At 62.6% G+C, this 24,652-nt stretch carries 23 protein-coding genes; 10 read left to right on the forward strand and 13 right to left on the reverse strand.

Annotation, left to right across the window (positions count from 1 at the left end; genetic code table 11):
• Positions 1-99: 99 nt before the first annotated feature.
• The 4 genes from I6F35_RS13610 to I6F35_RS39925 form a co-directional block, all read right to left on the reverse strand.
• Positions 100-1,017 (reverse strand): C1 family peptidase, encoded by a 918-nt coding sequence (locus I6F35_RS13610; RefSeq protein ID WP_225118177.1) that lies wholly within the window; start codon positions 1,015-1,017, stop codon positions 100-102.
• Entirely contained in the window at positions 1,014-2,705 is a 1,692-nt protein-coding gene (locus I6F35_RS13615; protein WP_225118178.1) for a S53 family peptidase, read from the reverse strand. Before I6F35_RS13615 ends, I6F35_RS13610 begins: the two co-directional genes overlap by 4 nt.
• Positions 2,706-2,766: 61 nt before the next feature.
• Entirely contained in the window at positions 2,767-3,873 is a 1,107-nt protein-coding gene (locus I6F35_RS13620) for a serine hydrolase domain-containing protein (protein WP_225118179.1), read from the reverse strand.
• Positions 3,874-4,268: 395 nt separating this feature from the next.
• On the reverse strand, positions 4,269-4,760 hold the full coding sequence (locus I6F35_RS39925; RefSeq protein WP_249792514.1) for a hypothetical protein: 492 nt from the start codon (positions 4,758-4,760) through the stop codon (positions 4,269-4,271).
• 166 nt (positions 4,761-4,926) lie between these two features.
• Between I6F35_RS39925 and I6F35_RS13630 the strand changes: the two genes are divergently transcribed.
• The 7 genes from I6F35_RS13630 to I6F35_RS13660 are packed head-to-tail and all read left to right on the forward strand — an operon-like array spanning position 4,927 to position 12,521.
• Positions 4,927-5,700 carry an enoyl-CoA hydratase-related protein gene (locus tag I6F35_RS13630; protein WP_225118181.1) on the forward strand — a complete coding sequence of 258 codons (774 nt, stop codon included), beginning with the start codon at positions 4,927-4,929 and terminating at the stop codon, positions 5,698-5,700.
• 38 nt (positions 5,701-5,738) lie between these two features.
• The gene (locus I6F35_RS13635; protein ID WP_225118182.1) at positions 5,739-6,599 is read left to right on the forward strand and encodes a xanthine dehydrogenase family protein subunit M; all 861 of its coding nucleotides are present in this window, start codon (positions 5,739-5,741) and stop codon (positions 6,597-6,599) included.
• A 4-nt stretch (positions 6,600-6,603) separates the two neighbouring features.
• Positions 6,604-7,086, forward strand: a complete 483-nt coding sequence (locus tag I6F35_RS13640; RefSeq protein ID WP_225118183.1) for a (2Fe-2S)-binding protein — start codon at positions 6,604-6,606, stop codon at positions 7,084-7,086.
• Complete coding sequence (locus I6F35_RS13645) at positions 7,083-7,844, forward strand: N-acyl homoserine lactonase family protein (RefSeq protein WP_225118184.1); 762 nt, start codon at positions 7,083-7,085, stop codon at positions 7,842-7,844. Before I6F35_RS13640 ends, I6F35_RS13645 begins: the two co-directional genes overlap by 4 nt.
• On the forward strand, positions 7,837-10,227 hold the full coding sequence (locus tag I6F35_RS13650; RefSeq protein WP_225118185.1) for a xanthine dehydrogenase family protein molybdopterin-binding subunit: 2,391 nt from the start codon (positions 7,837-7,839) through the stop codon (positions 10,225-10,227). The genes I6F35_RS13645 and I6F35_RS13650 overlap by 8 nt, the downstream gene beginning before the upstream one ends.
• The gene (locus I6F35_RS13655; protein WP_225118186.1) at positions 10,220-10,969 is read left to right on the forward strand and encodes an SDR family oxidoreductase; all 750 of its coding nucleotides are present in this window, start codon (positions 10,220-10,222) and stop codon (positions 10,967-10,969) included. Before I6F35_RS13650 ends, I6F35_RS13655 begins: the two co-directional genes overlap by 8 nt.
• Before the next feature lie 10 nt (positions 10,970-10,979).
• The gene (locus I6F35_RS13660) at positions 10,980-12,521 is read left to right on the forward strand and encodes a class I adenylate-forming enzyme family protein (protein ID WP_225118187.1); all 1,542 of its coding nucleotides are present in this window, start codon (positions 10,980-10,982) and stop codon (positions 12,519-12,521) included.
• 14 nt (positions 12,522-12,535) lie between these two features.
• Here the strand turns inward: I6F35_RS13660 and I6F35_RS13665 are convergent, their stop codons facing one another.
• The gene (locus tag I6F35_RS13665; protein ID WP_225118188.1) at positions 12,536-13,576 is read right to left on the reverse strand and encodes a helix-turn-helix domain-containing protein; all 1,041 of its coding nucleotides are present in this window, start codon (positions 13,574-13,576) and stop codon (positions 12,536-12,538) included.
• A 228-nt stretch (positions 13,577-13,804) separates the two neighbouring features.
• Here I6F35_RS13665 and I6F35_RS13670 point away from each other — a divergent pair, with 228 nt between their 5' ends.
• Both I6F35_RS13670 and I6F35_RS13675 read left to right on the forward strand, forming a co-directional pair.
• Positions 13,805-14,983 (forward strand): ABC transporter substrate-binding protein, encoded by a 1,179-nt coding sequence (locus I6F35_RS13670; protein WP_225118266.1) that lies wholly within the window; start codon positions 13,805-13,807, stop codon positions 14,981-14,983.
• A gap of 65 nt (positions 14,984-15,048) precedes the next feature.
• Positions 15,049-16,599, forward strand: coding sequence for a 4-hydroxyphenylacetate 3-hydroxylase N-terminal domain-containing protein (locus I6F35_RS13675; protein ID WP_225118189.1), 1,551 nt, complete (start codon positions 15,049-15,051; stop codon positions 16,597-16,599).
• Between the two features lie 250 nt (positions 16,600-16,849).
• Here the strand turns inward: I6F35_RS13675 and I6F35_RS13680 are convergent, their stop codons facing one another.
• From I6F35_RS13680 to I6F35_RS13715, 8 genes are read right to left on the reverse strand one after another with little or no spacing between them, the layout of a single operon-like run.
• Positions 16,850-17,698 (reverse strand): VOC family protein, encoded by an 849-nt coding sequence (locus tag I6F35_RS13680; protein ID WP_225118190.1) that lies wholly within the window; start codon positions 17,696-17,698, stop codon positions 16,850-16,852.
• 22 nt (positions 17,699-17,720) lie between these two features.
• On the reverse strand, positions 17,721-18,602 hold the full coding sequence (locus tag I6F35_RS13685) for a VOC family protein (protein WP_225118191.1): 882 nt from the start codon (positions 18,600-18,602) through the stop codon (positions 17,721-17,723).
• A 2-nt stretch (positions 18,603-18,604) separates the two neighbouring features.
• Positions 18,605-19,354, reverse strand: a complete 750-nt coding sequence (locus I6F35_RS13690) for a TetR/AcrR family transcriptional regulator (RefSeq protein WP_225118192.1) — start codon at positions 19,352-19,354, stop codon at positions 18,605-18,607.
• Positions 19,341-19,667: a non-heme iron oxygenase ferredoxin subunit gene (locus I6F35_RS13695; protein ID WP_225118193.1), complete on the reverse strand. Its 327-nt coding sequence runs from the start codon at positions 19,665-19,667 to the stop codon at positions 19,341-19,343. The genes I6F35_RS13690 and I6F35_RS13695 overlap by 14 nt, the downstream gene beginning before the upstream one ends.
• Positions 19,664-20,416: an SDR family oxidoreductase gene (locus tag I6F35_RS13700; RefSeq protein ID WP_225118194.1), complete on the reverse strand. Its 753-nt coding sequence runs from the start codon at positions 20,414-20,416 to the stop codon at positions 19,664-19,666. Before I6F35_RS13700 ends, I6F35_RS13695 begins: the two co-directional genes overlap by 4 nt.
• Positions 20,417-20,426: 10 nt before the next feature.
• Positions 20,427-20,888 carry an aromatic-ring-hydroxylating dioxygenase subunit beta gene (locus I6F35_RS13705; RefSeq protein WP_346283161.1) on the reverse strand — a complete coding sequence of 154 codons (462 nt, stop codon included), beginning with the start codon at positions 20,886-20,888 and terminating at the stop codon, positions 20,427-20,429.
• Between the two features lie 35 nt (positions 20,889-20,923).
• Entirely contained in the window at positions 20,924-22,219 is a 1,296-nt protein-coding gene (locus I6F35_RS13710; protein ID WP_225118196.1) for an aromatic ring-hydroxylating dioxygenase subunit alpha, read from the reverse strand.
• A 23-nt stretch (positions 22,220-22,242) separates the two neighbouring features.
• Positions 22,243-23,454 (reverse strand): FAD-dependent oxidoreductase, encoded by a 1,212-nt coding sequence (locus I6F35_RS13715; protein WP_225118197.1) that lies wholly within the window; start codon positions 23,452-23,454, stop codon positions 22,243-22,245.
• 163 nt (positions 23,455-23,617) lie between these two features.
• Here I6F35_RS13715 and I6F35_RS13720 point away from each other — a divergent pair, with 163 nt between their 5' ends.
• Entirely contained in the window at positions 23,618-24,649 is a 1,032-nt protein-coding gene (locus tag I6F35_RS13720) for an amidohydrolase family protein (RefSeq protein ID WP_225118267.1), read from the forward strand.
• Positions 24,650-24,652 lie beyond the last annotated feature (3 nt).

Consider the following 24,652-nt stretch of genomic DNA (forward strand, 5'->3'; position numbering starts at 1 on the left):
CGAGTTCCGTATGCCTCCTCTTGGCGAGCGCGCCGACGGATCAGCTCGAGGTGATCGTCGGGCGCCGGCCACAACACAGCTCCTGCGTGCCTGGTGGCATCAGGCCGTGACGTACATCGCCTTCCCTTGCGCCAGATACTGGAAGAGCTTGTAGCTCATCCAAATATAGCCGCCGCTGCCGTTCCATTGGTGACCCCAGTTCGGGCCGAAGCTGTTCTGGATCAGGATGGCCTGCTGATCGTCGTCGTAGCCGATGATGAGCATGCAGTGACCGATAAGCTTGCCGTCCGGACTCTTGTCCTTGTTGAAGGGTCCGGTCATCGGACTCGGCGAGGTGCTGTTATAGCTCCCAAAGCCCTCGTTCAGCGCGGTGCCGTAGCAAAGCGCGCCGCCGTTAGCGATCACTGCCTTGATCGCATCGAGATCGGACGTATCCACCATTGCCCAGCCGGGGATCTGGAAGCTCGCGTCAACGGTCGCGTTCGCATCATAGCTCGACCAGAGTTCGCGGCAGTTCGGATAATACGGCGCCGTTGCCCAGTTGGGCGTTCCTGCCTGGGTCAGAAGATCGAGATAGGAGTCGAGCCGCGAGCCATTGCAGGTGGTGGCGCCATAGATCTTCATGACCTGGATATAGATGTGGGCCGGGCTCGCCTGCAGCGACGCGGTTGACGGCGATTGCTTCGACGCGGCAGCGGCGGTGAAGGTGGCAAGACCATAGGTCGAGGCCCATGCGGCGCAACTGCCGGGACTGCCTTGGTGCTGGGCTGTGCCCTGCGCCTGCGGCGGCGGCAGATAGTCGGGGTTGACGTTGCGGATGTGGGCAGTGCCTCGGTGAACACAGGCCGGATCGACTGCCCGGTCTCGACCGTTGTCGGATCGTAGCCCGGATCGAACACGGCGTTGAGAACGGCTTGCTGCGTCGACATGAAAACCTCCATTGGGAGATGTGAGAACGATTGGATGGGGCCGGCGGCAATGCCGCCCGGCGGGCCTTGCATCCGGCGAACCGGTCATAGCGACGCGGCTTCCACCGCTGTCTTGCGTCGAGGCTGCCTTTGGCTCGTCGTCGCGCCTATCCCAAGCGCCGTGGCGAGACTGGAGCCGAGCGGCGAGCCGAGCCCGCAGCAGGCGTTCCAGGGCTTGCCGGCCGGGAACGAGATATTGGAATCGGGTGGTCCGTTGTCGCCCTCGGTGATCGGCTTGCAGCATTCCGTGCCGCCGAGCTGCAGCTCATAGAGACGGGGGTTGAGATAGCCGATCGGCGTTCCCCCATTTCCCTCCACGAGCAGCGCCATCAGGGCCGCCCACATTGGCGCCGCGGCACTCGTGCCGTAGCCAACGTCGTAGCTGCTGTTGCTGGCGCCGTTGCTCGCTACGTCCGGCAGACCGCGGCCGGCTGTCTGCCCCTCATTGAACGGCACCGGCAGGGTGAGCGTCTGCTGGAAATCAGGAACCGGAAACAGCGTGCTGATGCCGCCTCCGGTCGCGAGTTTCTGTCCGATCTCGGTCATCTCGTTCCACACCACTTCTCCGGTCAGGACGCGCTGGTCTCCCTGCTGCGTAAGCACGAGCTCGGTCCCGCCGCAGGCGAGGCAGAACGGCGAGGACGCCGGAAACGCGCAGTTTTGCCTGTAGGTGCCGCCATTATCCACATCGCCAGGGGCGCCAAAGTCTCCGGAGGCGACGCACACGGTGACGCCGAGCAGACCAGCGATCGCGAAGAGAAAATTCACGGACAGCGCCGTCTGCGTGGACCAGCTCGATTCCGGCTGGCCAAGGCTGATCGACATCACGCTGCAGGGGTGTTTGTCGTTCTCGAGCGCCGCGATCAGGGTGTCGACCCAGGGATCGGACGAATAGCCGTAGTCCTGGACGATGGCGTAGCCGACGAGCGTGGCGCCCGGCGCAACCGCGCCGGTCAGCATCAGGTCCATCATCGCTTCACCGTTGCGCTTCGGCCGCATGGGGTCGTCCTGTGCTTTCGGCGGGCCCCACTCCGGCACCAGCACAATAGACACGGGGCCGAGGCCCAGCTTGCGGTAATAGGCCTCGATCTCGTCGAGATCGACCCTGAGGTCCTGTTCGATGAAGGCGACCGTGGTGCCCTGGCCGGTCAGGTGTTGCGGATATTGATAGTAGTCGAATGCGACCGTGGTCGGCAGATTGCCCTTGAGCGAGGGCGGCTCGGTGAAGGCCGAGGCGTCCGGCAGGGCTGCGAGCCGGGAAAGATCGTCGAGACCGAGCACGGCGCGTACATAAGGCGCAAGCGCCGCTGGCAGGCTCAAGGCGCCTTCATAGGCGCGCAGGACGAGATCACCGTGGTGATAGCGGCCGATCGCGACGCCGAAGGCGCGCGCGAGAGCGCAGGCCTTGCCTTCGATGGTGACGAAAAGGCCGCCCAGCGCGGTTCGGCTCAGGGTGAAGCCGTACTGCTGGCAGAAGGCTTTGACCGCGTCGAGCGCCTCAGGAAGAGGCGTCACCTCGTCCGCGAGCGTGTCGCGCGTGAGAAACCCGCGGCCCGCGATCGGCTGTCGCCCGAGCGCGCTCGCCCGCGCCAGCAGGGCCGCGTCACCGCAGCGCGGCACGAGCCGCAGCGTGGCGCGCAGCACCTGGTCGGGATCGGCCGCAGCTTCGCGGGCCTGCAGCAGGTGCTTCGGCAACGCGCTATCTTGAAGAATCGATAGGTCTCGATGATCCGTCATGGTCTCAGGCTCCATTTCGATGAAGAATTGTATGGCGATCGCGCGGGTGCAATCTCCAGCGTCACGGGCATTGTGGGATCTCGGCCGGCGTCGGAAACGTCGACCGCATCGCCTGGATGCCGCGCAGTTCTCCGAGCAGGATGCGCCCGTTGGTCGTGATTGCGTCGCCAGCGCCGCCGCTGGTGTTGCCGAACACGAACACGCCCACCTTGTGCGTGGCGTCGAAGGCCATGTAGGTCTCGTAGCCGTCGAAGCCGCCGTTCTTGTCGAAGTAGTCGTTGGACAGTTGCCAGCCGAGTCCCATGGACAGTACGTTGGACGGCGGGTGGACCTTCTGGGTCTGCCTCATCGCGAGGCCAAGATGTCCCTCGGGCGGACTGATTTCGGCCTCCAGGAACGCCAGCATGTCGGCGAGCGTCGATGACAGCGCGCCGGCGCCAAGCCCTGCCGAGGTCAGCACCCAGTCCGGCGGATCGACCGCCTTGTAGGCCGGCGGTAGGCTCGTGGGCGGGACGTAATTGTAGCCTTGCGCGACCTTCGCCCTCACGGCGCTGTAATCGACTTGCGTCGACGTCATGCCGAGCGGCGCCGTCACGCGGTCGACCACAAGCGCTGGCCAGTTCTGGTACGTCGCGTCCCAGTTGAACGTGCTGTTACCGCCGGCGTAGGCATGCGACAGCAGAACGCCGAGAAGCGCAAAGCCCGGATTGCTGTAGACCCAGTGCCTGCCGGGCGCATAGGGCGGCGTGAAGTCGTTCAGGAACGCGCCCAGCGACGAGAATGGATAATCGCCGAACGCTGGCCGCGGTCCGCACACCTCCGTCGGGAATCCAGCGCTGTGCGTGGCGAGGTGCCAGAGCAGGATGTCGCCGTGGGGTTGTTTCAGGATGACGTCGGACGGTAACAGATCGGTGACGCGGGTGCCCTGCGTCGTGGAGGTCTGCGATGCCGCGAGCGCCAGAAGCGTTGCCGTGAACACCTTGGTGTTCGAGCCGATGAAGACCACGGTGTCCTCAATCGAACTGGTGCCGCCCTCATGCAAGTCGACCTGCCCAAACCGGAAATAATATCGCTGGCCGGCAACCGTCGCGCCGACCAGGATTCCGACGGACTTCTTCGGCTCGGGTATCCCAAAAGGTGCGACGAGCGGTGAAAAGAGGCGATCCACTATTGTGCCGATTCTATTCGCATTCCGCATCGCAGTACTCCAGTCGCATGCAGCCTTGGACGCTGACGCGACGCATCTGTTGCAGTTAGGAAAACACCGTCGTCGAGACTGTCAGTGACGCCGTAGCTCCAGATCCCGCGCCGCCATGCCTGCGCTGCGGGTCGATGGCTGAGCTCCCGCGAGAAACCGGAAGGCCATTGGCACAATCCTTCTGTTCGGCGACTTGCGTCGCCGGTGGCAGGCAAACTTTAGGTCTTTGCTCTTGAGTGCTTCGGTTGGCGCTATTCAGCGTGGCAACTTTAGATCATCACAAAGTTAATGCCACTACCCTTTCGAGTAGCCGCGCGGACAATCGGACTGCACAACTTATGGATGGTAACGTGGAGAGATGAGATTCAAAGAAAATAAACACCGAATGCGTTCGTCGTGCCACGCTGTCGCATGCGAAGATTTCTTCGCCGGTCTTCTCGTCGGGCACGGCCAGGATGGCGATCTGATGAATTGCCGGGTGTGAACAGAGAACCGTCTCCACCTTCCGTGGCGGCGATATTTTCGCCCGACCTCCGGATCATGTTTTTTTCTTCTATCGAGGAAATAGATCGTTCTGTCCTCGCCCTGGCGGACGATGTCGCCGGAGTGCCACCAGCCACCACGCCAACTTGTTCAGCCGCCGCTTCATCGTCGAGATAGCCGGCGAAGAAGCCCTTGCGTGGCTCGTCCCCCGCCAGTCGGAAGCCTTGCCACGGTCCACCGAGAGTCCGGACTGCGTCCGCGTTCCCTGCAAGCCGATCTCGTTCGCTGTTGTCGTTGCGCACGCAGGTCTCAATCAGCCGCGGGTTCTTCAACTCCTCGGCCATGCAGCCGAAGCGCAAGCCGTTCGACGTCACGCTGGTAGATCATGCTGCGATTTGAGCAACTGCTGCTCTCGCAGGCCGCCGAATAGCAACTTGACGCGGCGGCACAAATTAGTCTACTTATGCAAGTAACAACTGGGTACCGGGTTGTCTACCGGGAAGTCCCGGGATTCGTCGGCTCGGCGCCAGAGAGGTTACGTTGGAGGAAATTCGCATCGAGCGACGCGACGGCATCGCCCATGTCATTCTGAACCGGCCCTCCGTGAAGAATGCCGTGACGCTCGCGATGTGGCGCGAAATGGCCGAAATCTTCTCGCGCTTCGCTGCCGATCGCGATGTGCGCGGCGTCGTCCTCACGGGCGCGGGCAAGGACTTTACCGTCGGCGCCGATATTTCTGAGTTCGAGAAGATCAGAGACGACAGGCACCAGAGCGCCGTCTACGAGGTGGCGGTCGACGCGTGTTCGGCGGCGATCGCCGGGCTCGGGAAGCCAGTCGTGGCAGCGATCTCCGGCTATTGTCTCGGAGGCGGCTGCCATCTCGCTCTGGCATGCGATTTCCGCTTCGGTGATCGCACTGCGATGATCGGCATTCCGTCGGCGAAACTCTCGATCGTGTATGGCGTTCGCAGCGTGCAGCGCCTGCTGGCGCTCACGGGGCTATCGAACGCGAAGCGGATTCTCTACTCGGCAGAGCGCTATCAAGCCGAGCAGGCCATGTCGATGGGGCTGATCGACGAGTTGCACGAAGACGTAGGCCTCGCGGCCGTGACGTTCCTGCAGCGGTTAGCGGCCAACGCGCCGCTGTCGGTCGCTGGCGCCAAGTACATGCTGAACGGCCTTTCGATGGGCGCTGGAGCGCTTGATCTGGCGGCTGCGCAGCGGCTCGTCGATGAGGCCTCCGACAGCGAGGACTTCAAGGAAGGCCGACGAGCCTTCGCAGAGAAACGGTCGCCGCAGTTTCGCGGCGAATAGGCCGAGACAGGGAAGGGACCAGCTTTGGAGGGCGATCGATGAAGCCAGCCAAATTCGACTACGTTTCGCCGTCGACGGTGGACGCCGCCGTCGAAGCGCTCATCGCAGCGAAGGGCGAGGGGAAGGTGCTGGCCGGCGGTCAAAGCCTATTGCCGCTCCTGAACTTCCGAATGGCTCGGCCGGCCGTGCTCATCGATCTCAACGGGATCAAGGGATTATCGTACATCGAGGATCGGGGCGATCGCATCGCCGTTGGCGCGCTGACGCGCCATCGCGAGCTCGAGCGCTCGCCGTTGATCGCCTCGAGGCTGCCCGTGATGTCGGCAGCGATGCGCCACGTGGCTCACCTGGCGATCCGCAATCGCGGCACCATCGGGGGCAGTCTCTCCCATGCGGATCCCGCGGCCGAACTCCCGATGCTCGCGACCTTCTATGAGGCTGGAATCTCCGTCCAAGGTCCGGCGGGCCGTCGGACGATAGCCTCGGAGGAATTCTTCGTCGACGCGCTGACGAATTGTCTGCAGCCCGAAGAGATCGTGGTGGAGGTCGAGTTTCCGATCCTGAAGCACGACGGTTGGGCGTTCGAGGAAGTCGCGCGCCGCTTCGGTGACTTCGCACTCGCAAGCATCGCGGTCTCCATCCGTCGTGGGCTGTCCGGACTGGAGGCTGCGCGCATCGCAGTGATGGGCGTGGCCGACACGCCACTGCGGCTCAGGAAGGCGGAGGAGGAGCTTCTCGCGATGGAACTCGACGACCAGACTCCCGATCGCTTCTCGGAAATTGTCCTGTCCCAAGTCTCTCCGAACGACGACCTTCATGCTTCGGCCGGGTACCGCAGGCATCTGCTGGGGCAGTTGGCCAAGCGCGCATTGCGGACCGCGTTGGCGATGAAGGGCTGATCCGATGACAACGGAAGTATCCGTGACCGTGAACGGTGAGACCTACCACGTACCGGACGTCGAGCCGCGTCTGCTTCTGTCCGACTTTCTGCGCGACCTGCTCGGATTGACGGGGACGCATGTCGGATGCGAGCACGGCGTCTGCGGCGCCTGCACCGTCCTGGTGAATGGCGATAGCGTACGCTCCTGCCTGATGCTCGCCGTTCAGGCTAACGGAGCCGAGATCATCACCGTCGAAGGGCTCGGATCGCCGGAGGAGCTCAACGTGCTGCAGACTGAGTTCCGTGAGCATCACGGGCTGCAGTGCGGCTTCTGTACGCCCGGCATGCTTATGACGGGCGAAGATCTGCTCCGGAAATATCCGCTCGCGACCGATGAAGACATCCGGGAGGGGCTCTCCGGCAATCTCTGTCGCTGCACCGGATACCAGAACATCGTCGCGGCGATCAGAAGCGCTGCCGTCAAACGCACTGAGAAAGCGTCATGAAACTCAACTTCCTCGCCGCCGGCCGCCTCCGCATGAAGAAGAGCATCTACGTGCCCGGTGCCGACCGCAGCGAAACGATCGACCTTCCCGTCAGCAGCGCGCTGATCCGGCACAAGCAGGGTAACGTCCTGTTCGATACCGGCTGTCATCCGTCCGTGGTCGACAAGGCCGAAGACCGCTGGGGTCCCCTCGCCAAGGTCATGAAGCCGCTCATGAGTGCTGACGAGACCTTGTTGCCGAGCCTTGCGTGCACGGGGCTCGGGCCGGACGACATCGACGTCGTCGTGAATTCGCACTTCCATCCCGATCATTGCGGCTGCAACCAGTTCTTCAGGAAGGCGACGATCCTGGCCCATGCGAAGGAGATCGAAGCCGCGAAGGCGCCGGGCGCCGAGGCGGCCGGCTATCTCAGGGCCGATTGGGACTACGGGCAGCCGATCGAGGCGGTGAGCGAAGAGAAGGATCTGTTCGGGGATTCCAGCGTGGTGCTAGTACCGCTGCCGGGCCACACGCCGGGGACGCTCGGCGCACTCGTCAGTCTCGATCGCGACGGCCAGTTTCTGCTCGCGTCAGACTCGGTCAGCCTGCGGCAGAACCTCGATACCGACGCAGCGCCTCGCAATACCTGGAACGTCGATCAGCAGTTGAAGACCTTCGAGGAGATCCGTCGGATCGAGAAAGGAGGCGCCACCATCATCTGTGGCCACGACGATCGGCAATGGCAAAGCCTGCGCAAGGGATCCGAGGGTTATGAGTAGCGATCGACGCGCAAATCCTTCCGACGTGCTGCGGCCGCGGAACGTCGGCGCGCCCATCAAGCGCACCGAGGACCCGCGCCTTCTGACCGGCAACGGCGAATACACGGCCGACCGCAAACCCGACCGGCCGCTTCATCTTGCGTTCCTTCGCAGCGGCCAGCCCCACGCGCGCATCGAACGGATCGATACCTCCGCGGCACTGGGGGCGCCGGGTGTGATTGCCGTGCTAACCGCGGACGATATCGCCGACGACTTCAAGCCGGTAATCCCGTTCTCGCGGATGCCAAACTACCATGCGACGCCGATCGTGCCTCTCGCCTCCAGGAAGGTCCGCTACGTCGGCGAGCCGGTCGTCGCCATCGTCGCCACCTCGCGGTATCTCGCCGAGGATGCGCTCGAGTTGATCGAGGTCGACTACGAACCTCTCGGCGCGATTTCGCGCGCGGAATTGGCCATCGCCGACGGCGCTCCGCTTCTGCACGAAGAGGCCGGCACCAACGTCCTGCTCGCGCGAGAATTCAAGAAGGGCGACGTCGGTGCCGACCTGAAAGCCGCGGCGGTCAGGGTGGGCGGGCGTTTCGAAATGACGCGCAAGGCGCCGCTCGCGATGGAGCCGCGCAGCTACGCTGCAGAATACGAAAAACGTCGCGACGCCATCACGCTTTACACATCGTCGAACATTCCCGGCATCGTCCGCGACGCTGTCTCAGAATCGCTCGGCCTCCCGGGGCACCGCCTGCGCGTGGTCGCGCCTGACGTGGGCGGAAGCTTCGGCTCGAAGGGCTCGCTCTATCCGGAGGAGCTTCTGATCTGCATCGCCGCGCGGAAACTTCGCCGGTCGGTCAAGTGGACGGCGGACCGGCTCGAGGACGTGAGCAGCAGCAGCCAGGCCTTTGCCGAGATCGTCAATGCGGAGATGGGATTCGATGCGAACGGCATCGCGACGTCGCTCCAAGCGGACGTGATCGGCGACGTGGGTGCATTCTCGATCTATCCCTGGACCTGCGGTCTGGAACCGGTCCAGGTCGTCAGCTTTCTTCCGGGGCCTTACAAGATCGGGTCCTACCGGGGTGTCGTGCGCGGCGTCGCAACCTGCAAGCCGCCGACCGGTCCCTACCGCGGCGTCGGCCGACCGATCTCGACTTTCGTCACCGAGCGTCTGATGGACCTCGGAGCTGCGGCGCTCGGTGTCGATCCTCTCGAGATCAGGCGCCGGAATCTGGTTAGAGCTGAGGAGTTTCCGTATCGGATTGCTTCGGGGATCATTTGGGATAAGACCGGATTTACCGAATGCCTGGACGCCGCCGCCGAAGCGGTCGGCTACGGTCAACTTCGGAAACTGCAGGCCGAAGCGCGCAAACAGGGGCGACTGTTCGGCATCGGCATCGCGTCCTATGCTGAACTGACCGGTATCGGTTCGAGGATCGCGGTGGCGCCGGGAATGCCGATCAATACCGGCTCCGAAACGGCGAAGATCACCATCGACTCGACGGGAGCGATCACGGCGGCGTTCGGCGTCGCTTCCCACGGCCAAGGTCTCGAGACGACGTTGGCCCAGATCGTCGCCGACGATCTCGGCGCCCGGTTCGAGGACGTCCGCGTCATCCAGGGAGACAGCGACGAAGTGCCGATGTCGACCGGGACCTATGCAAGCCGCAGCGCGGTACTCGGCGGCGGCGCGGCGAAGCACGCCTCGAAGATCCTCCAGGAGAAAATCAAGCGGGTCGCCTCGCATCTCCTCGAAGCCAATGCGGACGACATCGAAGTAACCGAGGGCAGGGCTATCGTGCTCGGCACCGATCGCGCGGTGACCTTCAAGCAGATCGCCAAGGCCGTCTACTCCGACATGAAGACGCTGCCGGTCGAGGCGCGCGAGGAATTGACTGCCACCTACACCTACGATCCGATCAACGGAACAACCGCGGCCGCCACCCACATCGCCGCGGTGGAGGTCGACCCGGCGACCTGCTTCGTGCGGATCCTGAAATTCGTCGTCGCGGAAGACTGCGGCCGGATCATCAACCCGATGATCGTCGACGGCCAAGTCCACGGAGGCGTGGCGCAGGGCATCGGTGCCGCCCTGCTGGAAGAGCTCATCTACGACGAGGATGGCCAGCTCCTGACCGCGAGCCTCGTCGACTACATGATTCCTTCCGCACCCGAGGTGCCGCTCATGGACGTTGTCCATATCGAGAGCGAGTCGGCTGTTGCAGGCGGCTTTCGGGGCATGGGCGAGGGCGGCACGATCGGCGCGCCGGCCGCCATCGCAAACGCGATCGCCGATGCTCTGTCGCCCTTAGGCATCGGCGTCTCGATCCTTCCGATGACGCCGGAACGCATCTTCAAATTGATGGAACAAGCAAAAGGAAGAGAAGATGAATGACTTGAAAGGACGCGTCGCCCTCGTGACGGGAGGCGGACGGGACGTGGGGGCCGCCATCTCCAAAATGCTGGTGGAACACGGGGCGAGCGTTGCTGTCAACTATCACAGTTCGAGGGCCGAGGCGGAAGCGGTGGTCGCCGAGATCAAGAAGGCCGGTGGCAAGGCGAAGGCCTATCAAGCCGACATCGCGGACGCTGGCGTCGTCAAGAAGATGATTGCGGACGTCAAGAGCGATTTCGGCGGCCTCGACATCCTGGTCAACAACGCAGGCCTCGTCTTCCGCAAGCGATTCAGCGAGAGCACGCCCGAGGATTGGAAGAAGCAGATCGACACGTGTCTCTACGGCGCGCTGAATTGCTGCCATAGCGCCGGCCCGCTGCTCGAGGCATCGGGCCGCGGACGGATCATCTCGATCATGGGCGACTCCTCCAGGGTCGGCGAGTCCGGTCTGGCGCTCGCGGCCGCGGCGCGCGCAGGCACAATCGCGCTGATGAAGTCGCTGGCGCGCGAATGGGGTCGTTCGGGGGTGACCGCCAACTCGATCTCGCTCGGCCTGATCGAGACCGCACATGACAAGACCTGGGTCGACGCGAACCGCGAGAAACTCGTCAAGGCCTACGCCATCCGCCGGCTTGGATTGCCCTCCGACGTCGCGCCCCTGGTCACTCTGCTCGCGTCGGATGCCGGAAGCTGGATCACCGGCCAGGTGATCAGCGTCAACGGCGGATACAGTATGGTCTAGGGGAGGGGGCATGCTTCACGTCGATCTGATCGCGCCTGTCGCGACGCTTCTCGAGCGTCATGCGCAACAACGACCGAACCAGGTGGCGTATTGGGATTCGTCGCGGTCCGTCACTTACGCGGACCTTGCCGGGCGCACCGCTTCGATCGCAGCCAACCTGACGAAGGCCGGTTTGCGCGACGGCGACAAGATCGCAATCTACCTGCCGAACGGTGTCGATTGGATCGAGGCATGCCTCGCCGCGCTGCGCGCCGGCGCCGTCGTGGTCCCCATTAGCTACGATGCGGCGGAAGGTGAGATCAGCTATCGCCTGGCGGATGCCGACTGCGGATTCGTCGTCACGACGGCCGCCAGGAAGGACCTGGTGGACAAGATCTGCCGCGATGCCTCCATCGGACCGATTTCGATCTTCGCGGGTCCGGACGCGGAAAGAGTGGGCGTCGCGCTGGCGGCTCTCGCGGCCAGCGGCCCCACATCGCCGTCCGATCCTGACGACATCGATCGTTCGTCCTTCATCATCTACACGTCCGGGACGACCGGTCGGGCAAAAGGCGTGCTGCTGTCGTTGCGCGGCATGCTCTGGATCGCCGCGTCTTGCTGGGCGCCGATCGCCGAACTGACGGAGAAGGACGTCGTCCTTTCGCCGTTACCACTGTTCCACTCCTACGGCCTCAATCTATCGGTGCTCGGCGTGCTTGCCGTCGGCGCGAGCGAGCACATCATGGAGAAGTTCTCGCCCCAGCAGGCGCTCGATCTCCTGCAGACGGGGAAGTATTCGGTCCTTCCCGGCGTACCGACGATGTTTCACTATCTCCTGCATCGCGCCCAGGAGAGCGGCGTCGAGCGCCTCCGCGGGGTTCGCCTCTGCATCTCCGCTGGCGCCATCATGCCGGCGACCCTGAATACAGTGTTCGAGGAACGTTTCAAGACGCGGCTCTTGGACGGATACGGCATCACCGAGACTTCCACGATGGTGACGATGAACTGGCTGCACGGCGCCCGGCCGATGGGATCGTGCGGGCTGCCCGTGCCGGGTCTCGCCGTGCGCATCGTCGATCCGTCGTCTACCGAGGACGTCCCGATCGGCGAGGAGGGCGAGTTGATCGTCCGCGGGCCGAACCTGATGCGGGGTTATCACAACAAGCCGGCGGAGACCGCGTCGGCACTCCGCAAGGGCTGGTACTACACCGGCGATCTCGCGAAGTCGGACCCGGCCGGCTACCTGACGATCACGGGCCGGATCAAGGAACTGATCATCCGCGGCGGCCAGAACATCGCGCCCGCTGAGATCGAGGAAGTCGTCGTCCGGCATCCCCAGGTCAAGGATTGTGCCGTCGTCGGCGTGAAGCACGCAACCCTGGGAGAGGTGCCTTGCCTGTTCGTCGTCGCAAAGGAAAACGAACTCGATGTTCCTGCCTTGATGGATCACTGCAGGGCGCATCTGTCGGCCTACAAGATTCCCGAAGCAGTCCACCTTGTCGGCGAAATTCCAAGGACCGGTTCCGGGAAGATCATGCGCTTCAAGCTGGTCGAAGCGTTGAGCCGATCGTGATCGGAGAAAGATGATCAGTCGACGGATCGCGGGCCCAAGGCACCAAACGATTTGGGATCGTAGGTGAGCCGATATCGCATGTCGGCGGCGACGATCGGCTGTCTGCAACGATCGCAGTCCACCGAAGGCTGGAAATCGTGTCCGCACTTGAGATGGGTGAGTATCAGCGGCGGTTTACCCTTGGAGAGCCAACGGTCGCCCCATCGCAGCATCGCGATGAAGGGACCGTAGAGGTCCAGTCCCATATCGGTGAGAAGATATTCGTACCGGTCGGGAGAGCTCTGGTACTGCCTGCGATAGAAGACGCCGCTGGCGACCAGGCGGTTGAGCCGATCGGTCAGGATGTTCGGCGCGATCGCGAGCTCCGTCAGGATCTTGTCGTAGCGCCGGTTGCCAAAGAACCCCTCGCGGACGACCATGAAGCTCCACTTGTCGCCGATGATCTCCAGGGCGCGTGAAACCGAGCTCGGGCGGCCGAGGACGAACCGGTTTCCGTCGGAAGCCCGCCTGGTGTTGCGTCCGGGCTTGGCGGGACAGCGTCCGGCACCGGGTCCGTCACGGTACCTCACGTCGCGGGCGCCGACGCCTTCGCCGCAATGGGAACATGTGACGATGGGGTGGCTGTCGCAACCGCAGTTGGTGTGGATCAGTGTCAGCGGAGGAGGTTTGCCCTTGGACAGCCAACGGTCGCCGAACTGCATGAGAGCGATAAAGCTCGGATAGAGATCGAACCCCATCTTCGTCAGACGGTACTCCTTGCGCTGAGAGGATCCGGGCGCGACCTGGCGGAAGATGGCGAGCTGGGTCAGCTTCCGCAGCCGATCGGTGAGCGTGGCCCGCGGGATGCCCAGCGCCGAGCGGAAGCCTTCGAACGTCTGTGTTCCGAAGAAGGCTTCGCGGATGATCAGAAACGCCCACGCGTCGGACACGATGTCCAGCGTGCGCGCGACCGAACAGTTGCGTTCGGTCCTTCCGATGTTCGTCCGGCCCGCGGGCGCCGGCGACCTTGGTTTTGTCGAGGCCTTTGTTGTCTGGATCTTGGCGGCGACGGGCATTCCGGACTGTCCATTCACGCGGCCGCCGCGACGGCGGCCATCGAAAGTTGCGCACCTGTACCACAACCGCGCGGTTGACTCGCCGGAAATATCAGTCTAGTTATGCATGTTACATAAGTCTAGTTATGCTAGTAATAAAATCACAAATCTACAAGCATACGTATCCTGGGGAGGAACGTCATGAAGTTGAGAATCGGAAGCGTCCTGGTCGCGTCGGCGGCGATCTTGATGGTTAGCGGCGGCGCCGGCGCCCAGACCGCGGCGATCTCGGGCGACGTCGTGAAGATCGGCGTCCTGACGGACATGTCCGGACAGTTTTCGCATGAATCCGGCGAAGGTGCCGTTACCGCGGTGAAGATGGCCGTCGAGGACTTCGGCGGCAAGGTACTCGGAAAGCCGATCGAGGTGGTGGTCGCCGATCACCAAAACAAGCCGGACACCGCTTCCGCTCTGGCGCGCAAATGGTTCGACGTCGATCGCGTCGACATGGTCGCGAACCTCATCAACTCCTCGATCGCGCTCAGCGTTTCGCAACTCGCGAAGGAGAAGAACCGGATCGCGATCATCAACGGTTCGGGCGCGTCGCGTCTCACCAACGACTCCTGCACACCGAACAGCATACATTATGCTTACGATACCTATGCACTGGCTCGCGGCACAGGCAGCGCTCTGATGCACGCTGGTGAGAAGAGCTGGTATTTTCTCACGGCAGATTACGCATTTGGACACGCATTGGAGGCGGATACTGCTGCGGTCGTCAAAGGTTTGGGGGGCGAAATTGTCGGATCGACCAGGTATCCGGTCGAAACTTTCGATCAATCTTCCTTCCTGTTGCAAGCACAGGCATCGAAAGCCAAAGTCGTTGCACTGGCTGGATCGGGCAACGTCCTGGTGAACGCAATCAAGTCGGCTCAGGAGTTCGGTATCCAGAAGGGTGGTCAGACGCTCGCCGGATTGCTGGTTTGGATTACCGACGTCAAGAGCCTCGGACTTTCGACGGCCCAGGGTCTTATCCTGACGGACGCCTTCTATTGGGACCGCGATGACCAGACGCGCGCATGGTCCAAACGCTTCTACGAACGCATCAAGCGAATGCCACACATGGGGGACGCTGGCGACTATTCGTCGACCATCCATTACTTGAAGGCAATCGAGGCGGCTGGCACGGATGAAGCGCTCGCGGTGATGGCAAAGATGCGCGAGATGCCGATTAACGACTTCTTCGCCAAGAACGGCCGAATCCGCGAGGATGGACGGATGGTCCACGACATGTACGTGTACGAGGTGAAAAAGCCGTCGGAATCAAAAGGCGACTGGGACTTCTACAAGCTGCGCGAGGTGATCCCGGGCGATCAGGCGTTCCGGCCGCTCAAGGACAGCGTCTGCCCCTTGGCGAAGAAGGGCTGAAGCAGGTCGAGAATGCGGGCCCCGATGCGATCCCATCGTAGGCCCGCTCTGATGGAGGCATCGTGATGGATCAGGAAGTCGCCGCCAGTCCGGCCCGACCGCAGAATCCGATCGGGACCGGCGCCGAGTACATCGAGAGCCTGAGGGGGCGGAAGCTGAAGGTCTATCTGATGGGCGAGCCGGTCGAAGAACCAGTCGACCATCCCATCATCAGACCTTCGATCAACGCGGTCGCTAGGACCTATGATCTCGCCAACGAGGATCCCGGACTGGCTTCCGCCATCTCGCCGCTCACCGGCGGTCGCGTGAACCGCTTCCTGCATGTCTCAGCGAGCGCCGGCGATCTCGTCATGCAGAACAAGATGCAGCGCCGTCTCGGACAATTGACCGGCACGTGTTTCCAGCGCTGCGTCGGCATGGATGCACTCAATTCACTGCATTCGGTGACATACGATCTGGACGAGAAGTACGGCACCGACTACCACGTTCGGTTCAACCGGTTCCTTACGCGTATGCAGGGCGCGAACCTGGTGATCGGCGGCGCGATGACCGACGTCAAGGGCGACCGCGGCAGATCGCCGTCGCAGCAGGCGGATCCCGATCTCTTCGTTCATGTCACGCGCCGTACTCCCGAAGGGGTCTACGTCACGGGCGCGAAGGCGCACCAGACGGGCTGCCTGAATTCGCACTGGCTGATCGTTATGCCGACGATGAGGCTGGAGGCCGCCGACAAGGACTACGCCATCGTCGGCGCAATACCCGTCGACGCCGATGGCATCACCTACATCTACGGCCGGCAATCCTGCGACACCCGCAGCGCCGAAGGGGGCGATATCGACGCGGGCAACGCGCATTTCTCGGGTCAGGAAGCGATGATCGTGTTCGAGGACGTCTTCATTCCCCGGGAACTCGTCTTCCTCGACGGAGAATTCGAATTCGCCTCCACGCTGGTCGAACGCTTCACCTGCTATCATCGCCGCAGCTACGTCTGCAAGACCGGCGTCGGGGACGTCCTGATCGGAGCTGCGGCGACCATCGCGGACTACAACGGCGTCGAGCGCGCCTCGCACGTTCGCGACAAGCTTGTCGAGATGACCCACCTCAACGAGACGATCTACGGCACCGGCGTCGCCGCCAGCCATCAGGGGATCGAGATGAAGTCCGGAGCCTACTTGCCGGACGAGATGCTGGCGAATGTCTGCAAGCACCATGTCACGCGCTTTCCCTATGAGATCGGCCGCTTGGCGCAGGATCTCGCGGGCGGGTTGATGGTCACCCTGCCCTCAGAGCGTGAACTGCGGCATGAGACGATCGGCCCTTTGATCGAAAAATATCTGAAGGGACGTCCCGAGGTCTCGACCGAGCACAGGATCCGGATCCTGCGGCTGGTGGAAAACATGACGCTCGGCCGGAATGCCGTAGGGTACCTGACCGAATCCATGCACGGGGCGGGATCTCCCCAAGCGCAGCGGATCCAGATCGCCCGCTCCATGCAGATCGAGTTCAAGAAGAAGTTGGCGAAGACGCTAGCCGGCGTCACCGCCGCCTCGCGCGCGGTAATCTCGGACGACGTTTCCGCGTACATGGCCCGGGTATTCGCGCCGGTCCGCAATTGAAGCTCGAGGCTAAATGATCCCGACCCCTTGAGGGCGTGCATCCCGGGTTGTGAGGAATTGGCAGGAACTGCCGCCGGGCTTCTCCTATCATTCCATCGCTCCGGCAAGCGGCTTGACGGCGTTCAGGTCCAACAAGCAGATGCATGCCACCTCTACGCCGCCGTCGCTCGCAAGTGCGGCGCTTCGGGCGAGCGAGCGACGGCGGCTCCGTGCGGATGGCTCTGCCGGATTGCACATAACTTCGGTGGTGCTACCGAGCCCGTTTCGACTTCGATCCCCACATGCAAAGGCTTGAAGGCTCGAACCCGAACTGACGTGGCCGATGGGTTGCCTCGTCTTCGATCTCGTCCACCCCGACCGAATATTCGAACACCATGCCATCGGGGCCCTGGAAGTAAAGGAACCGCGCGCCCGACGTCGGGTGGCGGCCAGGGCCGAAGACGATCGGCACCCGTTGCTCGGACAAATGATAGTAGGATCGCAGCACGTCGTCGTTGCTCTGCACCTGATGATTGATGTGTTGGATCCCGGGACCCCGGGCAGGCGCGAGCGCGATCGTATGGTGGATCGCATTCACGCGCATCAGCGCGATGTCCCCGATGCGATCGCTGACGCGCGCGTTGCAGACCTCCGTCCAGAACTTTTCGTCGCGGACCGGGTCAGTCGAATTCAAGCCGACATGGCTGAAGCCGGTGATTCCGGCGTCCCGTGAAGCAAAATAGCGGCGGCCATGCTGCTCCGGACGGACCACCAGCTCGATCTGGTTGCCGCTCGGATCCTCAAATCCGATGAAGGCGCGAACCTTGCGCGCCGAGCATTCGTTGGTCGTGCCGACACGCACCGAACGACCAAGCGAGTCCAGGGTCGCGGCGGCCTCATTCAATTCACTCTCGTTCTCCACTTCGAATCCTATGGTTTGGTCGGCCGGGTCGCCTTCAAAGTAGCACAGCGTATGCGCGCGCTCGTCCGAACGCAGATAGAGTGCGTTTCGCGATCTCTCGCTCACCTGAAGGCCAAGGCATTTGGTCGCAAATGATTCCGCTTCCTCGAGGCTCGAGGCCCCCAGCCGCGCATAGGTGACATCCTTGAGCTGGATCATTGTTGCGCTCCTTTTGCAGAGATCAGGTGATGGCTTGCCGCAGCTCTGGAATTTCGGAGCATTCGCTTCCCCATTCGCAAAGGGACGAAGCTGCCGGCGCAAATTGCCGCGGACGGCGCTGGGCATCGAGGTCGGCGAGCCCATATCCATACGAAAAGACGTGTCCTTCCGGTCCGGAAAATCGCAGGAAGATCTGGCCGGATGCCGTTTCACGGCCCGGACCGTGCAGGATCTTGATCTGTCGCTCCTGCGCGAAATAGTGGTTCTGCATGATCGAATCGAGACTTTCGACCCCGTAACAGACATAAAGCAGTCCCGCGCGGTCGGAAGGATAGAGCGCAATCCGGTGGTGCTTCCGGTCGATGCTGAGATAGGCGATATCGCCGACCCAATCGCTGACCGCCGCTCCCAGGATCGTGGTCCACAGCCTGAGGTCATCCTTGATCGCGCGGCTGCGCAGCCCGACGCACTGCAAACCCGTGATGCCCGCATCGCGGCTGGGAAAGTAGCGCCGGCCGCTTACCGCCGGGCGCGAGACGAGGTCGATCTCATTGCCGCTCGCATCGCGCACGATCAGCGCGCGCCGGACAAAACGTCGGCTGCATTCCTCCGCCGAAGCCTCGCGGACTTCGAATCCTTCTCGCTTCAGTGCATCGGTCGCGCGATCAAGATCTTCGCTTGACGCGAGCTCCACTCCGATGCTCGACCGCTGCGCATCTTCCGCCAGGCAAAGCGTGTGGAAGCGCTCGTCGGACCGGAACAGAAATTGCTCCTTGTCATCAGCGACACGCTGAAGCCCCAGGACGTCGGTCACGAACGCGGCGGCGGCCGCGCCGTGTTGCACCGCAAGCCTTACATAGCAGAGCTGGATCAAGGGAATCGGGGCGAACTGCTTGGCGTCCATTTTCAACCGCGGTTCTTCTGGTCGTTGATCATCGCCGTCTGGAGGTGTTGGCGAATGATGTCGCGCCACACCTTCAGAAGGCGACTGAACTGCTCGGGATCCTTTTCGATCAGGGTTCGAACGGAATAGCCGCGCACCACGCTCAGCGTGAGCGACAGGATGTCGCTGGCGAGCTGCTTGGGAACGCCTGAGGACATCAGCGCTTCGAGCCAGGCGGCCTCGACTGAAAACCGGCTGGTGCGGGAGTTCTTGTACGTTTCCCGCTTGAGAATGCGCGAGTCGCTGTCCGCGCTCATTGCGATCGCGAGCTCGATGAAGAAGTAGTCGCCGAAATAGAAATCCTGTGCGTCCTTGATGATGCCTTCGATCGGGTCGTTTCCGCTGTTCTGAGCGAGGTGCGCCCGGCGCGCGCTCTCCAGCAGCGAGACCTCGTTGACGTGTCTGATGACGGCGACGAGAAGGTCGTGCTTGCTCTTGAAATGGTGCAGCAGGGCGCCGCGCGAGACGCCGGCGAGTTCTGCCACCTCAACCGTGCGCAGCCCGCGCAGTCCGTTGGCGCGTACCAGCTTGACCGCAGCCTCGATCAGTTGGGTCTGCGTCGCCTCGCTCCGCTCCGCCTGGGTCCGCTTGGGGGCGTATTTCGGTTCGCTTGAACTATTCCGGCGCGATTGCAGCCGTTGCCGCGTCGCCGTGCGGGGCAGTGACGCGTGGCCTCCGCGTGCTTCTGATTTCGTCTTGTCAGCATTCGACATAAACGTCCTCTTCGCTCAGTTTGACCCGGAAGGTCTTCAGCGCGACCGTGCAGGGCATGCCGGTCGGCTGCCCATTAGTGACGTCGAACGTGCCGAAGTGCCACGGGCATTCGACGATTTTCCCCGTCAGAATGCCTTCTTCCGACAGCGAGGCCTCGCCATGAGTGCACAGATCGGCCGTCGCATAGATGGCTCCATCGACGTTGTACACGGCGATATTGGTGCCATCCGGCAGCGTCGCCTGGCGGACCTCTCCCGGCGGAAACTCGTTCAGCCTTCCGATCAACACGTCCCTGGTCATCGTCGTACTCATAGCATCGTGCTTCCACCGTTCACGCTGATGACCTGGCCCGTGACAAACGAAGCTTCCTTCGAGGCGAGATAGCAGACCATGGACGCTATTTCGTCCATCTCGCCGGGTCGTCCCATCGGCACGACATCAACGAACTTCTTGATCGATTGTGGTGCCTTGGCTGCTGCACGTTGCACCTGGGGCGTATTCACAATGCAGGGCGCAACGACATTGACGGTGATCCCGTCGGTCGCGAATTCGCGCGCCAGCCCGGTCGCGATGGCGTGAACGCCGCCCTTGGCCGCGTTGTAGGCTGCATGATCATAAAGCCCGTTGCGCACCGAGTCGGCGCCGATGTTGACGATCCGGCCGTAACGTTTCGCCTTCATCACCGGCACGGCGTGCCACGTGCACCACAGCATTGTCCAGAGATTGCGGTCGATGGTCGTCCGCAGCGTCTCGGGAGTATGCTCAAGGAACGGCTTGATGATGCCTCCGCCGGCATTGTTCACGAGGACGTCAATGGTGCCGAACGCCTTGACGGTATCGCCGATTAATCGGCCGGCGACATCCTCGCGCGAAAGATCGCCACTTCGGACCAGCGGCTTTTCGCCGGAGAGACCATCGGCGGTAGCCGTCAACCCCTTCTCGTCGAGGTCCGAAAGGACCAGCCTGGCACCCTGTCGGGCAAAATGCCGGGCGATCACCGCTCCAATGCCGTTAGCGGCGCCGGTGATCACGACAACCTGTTCGGCAAATGGTTTTTCCATCGGAGCTTTCTCACAGCACAATCGAAATCCGGCCGTGGGGGCGCAGGCCTTCGCCGCCAAGCAGGCAGCGTTTTTCGCTGATCCTTATCCTGCCGTCGTCGACCTTCAGGCGATAGTTGCTCGTGCCGAAATAGAGATCCGTCGTGCCGTCCTTGGTGCGGAAGGTCTGGAACACGGCGCTGACGTCGACGGTGTCGTCACCGCGCCCGCGGATACGCACGTTGCCGACGATGCGGCTGGTCTTGGAGTGCGGGAATTCGGCGTGTGCGGTCCGTTTCATCAGGCGCTTGACTCTCTCACCCAGCCGGAACCGGTCGTCGGCGATATAGAAGAGATTATTGTCCGCCGAGGCGTCGGACGGGAGATCGGTGCAGGGGACCTCGTAGGTCGCATCGTCGGTAAAGAGCTCCAGCCATTCGGGAAGTCGCCATTGATCGAGCAGGTCCGCTTCGTGAAACAGGAAGTCTTCCACGTCCGATCGTTCGATTGCGCGCATGACGATCTCCTTCAGGCTGCGACGTTCTTGATGCTGGAGACCGGAGCCGGGAACATCATGGCGTTCCACTGCGTCCAGAACGCACGCATCTGCAGCTCATCATTGTAGGCGGGACGCTCCTTGCCCATTCCCTTGGAGATATCGTTCCACTGCGCTTCCTTGGCGTTATTGAAACCGCGCTGGCAATGTTCGAGCGCCTCGGCGTCGTCGGGCGTCGCAAAGCCGCCGGGCCCGAGAAATTCGAGAAAGTTGTTCAGGCGATATTTGCGGGCCCAGGAGGTCTCGTCGTTCGGGCCCAACGCCCAGGCGCTGATGATCATGTAATCCGCGGCCATGGGGAAGTAGGTGCGGACGGTGAGCGCCATGATGTCGTTGACGACGAGGTTCGGGAAGATGAAGAGATTGCGGTTCTTGCAGGCGATGCGGTCGGCGCGTTCCTTGCCGAAGCGCTGCACCAGGTTGTCGTAAAGGCGGCTGATTTCCCGCTTTCCGTCGTCGCCCCAGGCCGGAATCCATTGCGCGACCGGCCGGCCCCATGGCGCGCCATACTCCAGAACGGCGTGGCCGTTGCCGAGATCATAGCCATATCCACCCCCGCCCATGCCGCCGACGAGTCCGTCAGTCGTGTTCATCAGATAGTCGAAGTAGCTCGCATGCGTGGTGGTCGCATGATAGCCATCGATGCTGTTCTCGGTGAGGAGCTTCCAGTTGGCCCGGATCGAGTATTCCTGCGTTCCGGAGATGATCGACAGACCGGCCTCGGTCTGATCGCAAATGAGATCGAGATACTCCTTGGCGCCGGCGAGATAGTCGACGAGAGGCATGATGCTCTTGTCGAAGGAGATGAAGCAGAAGTCGCGGTAGGTCTCAAAGCGCGGAACCGCCTGCATGTTGGAGGATTCGCGATTCTTGAATCCTTCGGCATAGGCTTCCTCGCCGGGCTGGCTGCGCAGCTTGCCGTCGGCTCCGAACACCCAGCCATGGTAGAAGCACTGAAACGATTTCGCATTGCCTTTCCGCTCGCGGCAAACCTGTGCGCCGCGGTGGGGACAGGTGTTGAGCAGCGCACGAAGCGTTCCCTTGCTGTCGCGGGTAAACAGGATGCTGCGGCCGGCCACGGTACGGCTCACGAAGTCGCCGGGCTTTGGGAGTTCGGATGCATGGCCGAGATAGAGCCACGAGCGCTCGAATATGAGTTCCTTCTCTGCCTTGAAGATCTCGGGGTCGGTGAAATTGCGGCGAGCGACCTTGAAAATCTGTTGGGCAGGATCAACCAGAAGCGCCGGCTGACGGTTGTCGGTTTGCATGTCGTTTCCTCCGTCTGCGCTCTTCATGAAGTGAGAGCTTGTTTCAAGTCGAAAGCGGGATTGGCGATGTCGGATGGATTGACCCGCTTCCGGGAAGCGGCGAGCCTGCGCAGGAGCGCCATGTCCTTCTGCGAGTTCACGGTGACGGCGCCGACCACTTCGCCGTCGCGCAGGCTGATGGTGGTGAAACGTCCGCGCTCGACGTCTCCGCGCACGATCTCATCGGCGCCACCGGGATGGCCGATCACCTGAATGTTCGCGTCGAACTGATCCGACCAGAACCAGGGCGGTACCTCGTAGCTGACATCCTGGCCGACCATGTTTCTCGCCGTCGCGATCGCCTGGTTCTGCGCATTGGCCCAGTTCTCCACGCGCATCCAGCGTCCGTGCCAGCCGCTCCATTGCTCGGCGACGTCGCCGGCAGCGTAGATGCCGTCGATATCGGTCATGCCGGAGGGGCCGACACGAATACCCTGATCGACCGCGAGCCCAGCCTGGCGGGCAAGATCCGCGGCTGGCTCGACGCCGACACCGACGACGACAAGGTCGGTCGGAACAGTCTTTCCATCGGCCAATTCGATTCCTTTGGCCGTGACTCCCATGATGGTCGCATTGCAGCAGATGGCGACGCCGCGATCACTGTGCAGCCTTCTCAGATATCCGCTCAGCGCCGGCGACCCGACCTGCGGCAGCAACCGATCGGCCTTCTCCAGCACGGTGACGTCGCAGCCGCGCGCGATGGCTGCAGAAGCGACCTCAAGGCCGATCACGCCGCCGCCGACCAGTACCACTTTGGTGCCAGGCGCGAGATTGCGCCTAAGTTCGAGCGCATCGTCGATGCAACGCAGGTAGCAGACGCGCAGCCCGCAATTCTCGAGATCGCGCAGCCGACGCGGTCGCGTGCCTGTCGCAAGCAGCAGGCGATCGAATGAAATCTCGCGACCGTCCGACAGCCCGATCGCACGACGGTTCACATCAACTGCAACAGTCGGCGTGGAGGTGCTCAGCTTGATGTCGATTGCCGCCCAATCCTGCGAATTCCGGATGAAGCGCGGCTCTTCGCTCGCATTGGTCAGCATGGCTTTCGAAAGCTGCGGACGCTCGTAGGGCGGATGTTGTTCTTCGCCGAGCAAGGAGATCGACCCGCGATGCCCGGCAGCCCGCAATGCCTCGGCTGCGCGCGCGCCGGCCTGGCCTGCGCCCACGATGACGATGCGTGTCCGGGATGGATCCAATGCGTTCACTCCCCTCGAGCGGTTCTTTGCCGCTTGCGGCGCCCCTCTCCGAGCGCTTGACAAACAAGATAAAAACAATCATTCCTGTTTGTAAAGTGAATTATCCTGCGCAGTTCGAAATGCAGTGCAGGGATCAGGGAAGGAAAGGAGGGCGCCATTGCCAGTGGTGGATGCCCATACGCATGTCGTGCCTGCACGGCTGTCCGCTGACACAGCGCGCGATCCGCGATGGCCGAGCGTGGAGCTTTCCGGCGACAAGGCCGCGGTGATGATTGACGGAAAAGTGTTCCGCAGGATCGACTCGCGCTCCTGGGACGTCAGGCGCAGACTGGCGGACATAGACGAGGATGGCACTGCAATGCAGGTGCTGTCTCCGATGCCGGAGCTGCTGTCGCATTGGCTGCCGCCGAACGACGCCGAATACCTTGCCGAAACTATCAACGAGTGCATCGCGGGAATGGTTGGCGAAGCGCCGCGCCGTTTCGCCGGAATAGGCATGGCCTGCGTTCAGGATGTGCCACGCGCGCTGGCGCAATTGCAGCGCATCAAGGCACTTGGTCTGGCCGGCATCGAGATCGGAAGCCATGTCGATGGCATCGCCCTCGGCAGCGAAGTGCTCCATCCGCTCTATGAAGTCGCAGAGGCGCTCGATCTCTGCATCTTCGTCCATCCGCTGCATCCGGCCGGGCTCGAGCGGATCGGGGCCGGCCCCGAATTCGCGGCGACGACGGCATTTCCGCTCGAGACCGCGCTGGCCGCGGTGTCGCTGCTCGCAGGTGGCGTTCTCGAGAAGTTTCCGAAGCTGCGCATCCTGCTGAGTCATGGCGGTGGAGCGCTGCCCTGGATCCTGCCGCGGCTCGATTACGGCTGGTCGCTCGGCGGCGAGATGCAAAAGCGGATGACGCGGCCTCCAAGGGAAATCGCGCGCGGCTTCTTCTACGATTCGATTGTCTACGATGGTCCTGCGCTTCAATTCATGTCGTCGGCCGTGGGATCCAACCGCATCGTGGTCGGCTCCGACTATCCCTTTGCCATTCGCCAGAAGGATCCCGGCACATTCACCCGCGCCGCGCTCCCGGATTGCCCGGGCATTCTCGCCGACAACGCTTTCGCCTTCCTGGGCCCTGTCTTCGATGTGGAAATCCAGCATGCAGCAAATAGCGATCGTCACTCCGTCGCGCCACAGCAGGCCTAGCAT

This window comes from Bradyrhizobium sp. BRP22 (genome assembly GCF_020194175.1).
Taxonomy (GTDB): Bacteria; Pseudomonadota; Alphaproteobacteria; order Rhizobiales; family Xanthobacteraceae; genus Bradyrhizobium.

Coding starts and splice junctions, on each gene's coding strand:
- I6F35_RS13610 (WP_225118177.1), bottom strand. CDS start 1,017: ATGACCGGTTCGCCGGATGCAAGGCCCGCCGGGCGGCATTGCCGCCGG.
- I6F35_RS13615 (WP_225118178.1), bottom strand. CDS start 2,705: ATGACGGATCATCGAGACCTATCGATTCTTCAAGATAGCGCGTTGCCG.
- I6F35_RS13635 (WP_225118182.1), top strand. CDS start 5,739: ATGAAGCCAGCCAAATTCGACTACGTTTCGCCGTCGACGGTGGACGCC.
- I6F35_RS13640 (WP_225118183.1), top strand. CDS start 6,604: ATGACAACGGAAGTATCCGTGACCGTGAACGGTGAGACCTACCACGTA.
- I6F35_RS13645 (WP_225118184.1), top strand. CDS start 7,083: ATGAAACTCAACTTCCTCGCCGCCGGCCGCCTCCGCATGAAGAAGAGC.
- I6F35_RS13650 (WP_225118185.1), top strand. CDS start 7,837: ATGAGTAGCGATCGACGCGCAAATCCTTCCGACGTGCTGCGGCCGCGG.
- I6F35_RS13655 (WP_225118186.1), top strand. CDS start 10,220: ATGAATGACTTGAAAGGACGCGTCGCCCTCGTGACGGGAGGCGGACGG.
- I6F35_RS13660 (WP_225118187.1), top strand. CDS start 10,980: ATGCTTCACGTCGATCTGATCGCGCCTGTCGCGACGCTTCTCGAGCGT.
- I6F35_RS13665 (WP_225118188.1), bottom strand. CDS start 13,576: ATGCCCGTCGCCGCCAAGATCCAGACAACAAAGGCCTCGACAAAACCA.
- I6F35_RS13670 (WP_225118266.1), top strand. CDS start 13,805: ATGGTTAGCGGCGGCGCCGGCGCCCAGACCGCGGCGATCTCGGGCGAC.
- I6F35_RS13675 (WP_225118189.1), top strand. CDS start 15,049: ATGGATCAGGAAGTCGCCGCCAGTCCGGCCCGACCGCAGAATCCGATC.
- I6F35_RS13680 (WP_225118190.1), bottom strand. CDS start 17,698: ATGATCCAGCTCAAGGATGTCACCTATGCGCGGCTGGGGGCCTCGAGC.
- I6F35_RS13685 (WP_225118191.1), bottom strand. CDS start 18,602: ATGGACGCCAAGCAGTTCGCCCCGATTCCCTTGATCCAGCTCTGCTAT.
- I6F35_RS13690 (WP_225118192.1), bottom strand. CDS start 19,354: ATGTCGAATGCTGACAAGACGAAATCAGAAGCACGCGGAGGCCACGCG.
- I6F35_RS13695 (WP_225118193.1), bottom strand. CDS start 19,667: ATGAGTACGACGATGACCAGGGACGTGTTGATCGGAAGGCTGAACGAG.
- I6F35_RS13700 (WP_225118194.1), bottom strand. CDS start 20,416: ATGGAAAAACCATTTGCCGAACAGGTTGTCGTGATCACCGGCGCCGCT.
- I6F35_RS13710 (WP_225118196.1), bottom strand. CDS start 22,219: ATGCAAACCGACAACCGTCAGCCGGCGCTTCTGGTTGATCCTGCCCAA.